The sequence below is a fragment of the Snodgrassella sp. B3088 genome (genome assembly GCF_026535815.1).
GTDB lineage: Bacteria > Pseudomonadota > Gammaproteobacteria > Burkholderiales > Neisseriaceae > Snodgrassella > Snodgrassella alvi_E.
Genome location: NZ_JAFNPG010000020.1, coordinates 1 through 1,249, shown reverse-complemented (window position 1 = coordinate 1,249; position 1,249 = coordinate 1). Strand labels below are relative to the sequence as shown.

General features: G+C 31.5%; 2 protein-coding genes. Both read right to left on the bottom strand.

Going from position 1 to position 1,249, the window contains the following annotated elements; all coding sequences use genetic code 11:
- Window positions 1-341: 341 nt before the first annotated feature.
- Window positions 342-755 (bottom strand): hypothetical protein, encoded by a 414-nt coding sequence (locus tag J3U75_RS09045; RefSeq protein ID WP_267391631.1) that lies wholly within the window; start codon window positions 753-755, stop codon window positions 342-344.
- 118 nt (window positions 756-873) lie between these two features.
- On the bottom strand, window positions 874-1,249 hold a 376-nt coding region (locus tag J3U75_RS09040), incomplete at its 5' end, for an RHS repeat-associated core domain-containing protein (RefSeq protein ID WP_267391630.1).

Sequence of the window (1,249 nt, the reverse complement as noted above, 5' to 3'; positions counted from 1 at the left end):
ATCACTAAATATATTAAAAAACTCCATCCAATGATTTTTTCTGGATTGCGCTAATGAATACAACCCATCTTTTATATAGACGCCGAATACTGAATTTACTTGATTTAGTTGTTTTTTGGTTAACATTTCTTTCCACCTGTTTTAGATTTGGTTTTATTTAAATGTTCATCCGCAGCAGCTAAGTATTCCTACTGCTGTGGAATATCTAGTTAAAGCGTGCGAAGTTTTGGTTTTCAATGCGGCTGTCTTGGTTCAGTATGCTTGGTTACGACAGCTTTCGATTCGGCCGTTGCAGTTATAGTAGTAATTGCTTTGTTCCCTTTAGATTAATTAATTGTTCGTTAGTCATCTTGTTTGGCAAACATAATAGCTTCTTTTACCCATTTATTTTTTTTATTTTTGGATAAAAATTCTTTGCAGTTTAGTATATTATTCAGCTCCTTCTCCCCTAGAATATCTTTTATATCTGATAGCATAAGACCAATATCTAAAATTTGACTTTCACCATAATTAGAAAGATCTCGAGATAGATACCAATCTTTTAAAAATAATAAGGCTTCGTTTTTGTTTATTTGTAAAAATAATTTAAAAGAAGCTAAACGGAGTATATTGATTTTAACTAATTCTTTTAGTAAATAAGTAGCTTTTGTAACATCAGCATGATTAATAAAATTTTTTACTTCATTTTCATCGGTTATTTGTTGCCATAATTTATTATATAAATCATTAAATTCCTGTAAAGTATCAATTAACATTTTTACCTTACCCTTTCTTTCAATATCTTTAGGAGTAACATTATCTTTAATTTTTCAGTCTATAACTCCGCCTTTAGTTTTAACTTTTAATTCTACATTTTTACCTGTGGTGTTAATATCAAAATAGTAATCTACACCTAATGCTCCAAAGCTCTTTTATGGCATCTGGATTTTTGGGGTCAATTTTCGCAGAAGTAACACTAATTCCTCCTCTACAATCTATTGGATTATATGTAAATCCGTTATGAGTAAATTTTTTAAATTCGGCTTTTGACATAAAACGCCGAACAATGCCTGAATTTTGAGGTATACCATCAATAAGTTTATCGCCAGCAAATCCTGCTGGGTCAATCCACATCAACCCATTAGGCGCATACTGATACAAATTAAACTTACCCAACAACCCAATCGGATCCGGCTGCGTAAATCTGCCTATATCCGGGTCATAATACCTGAAAGTATTGTAATGTAAGCCCGTTTCTCTGTCTAAATAC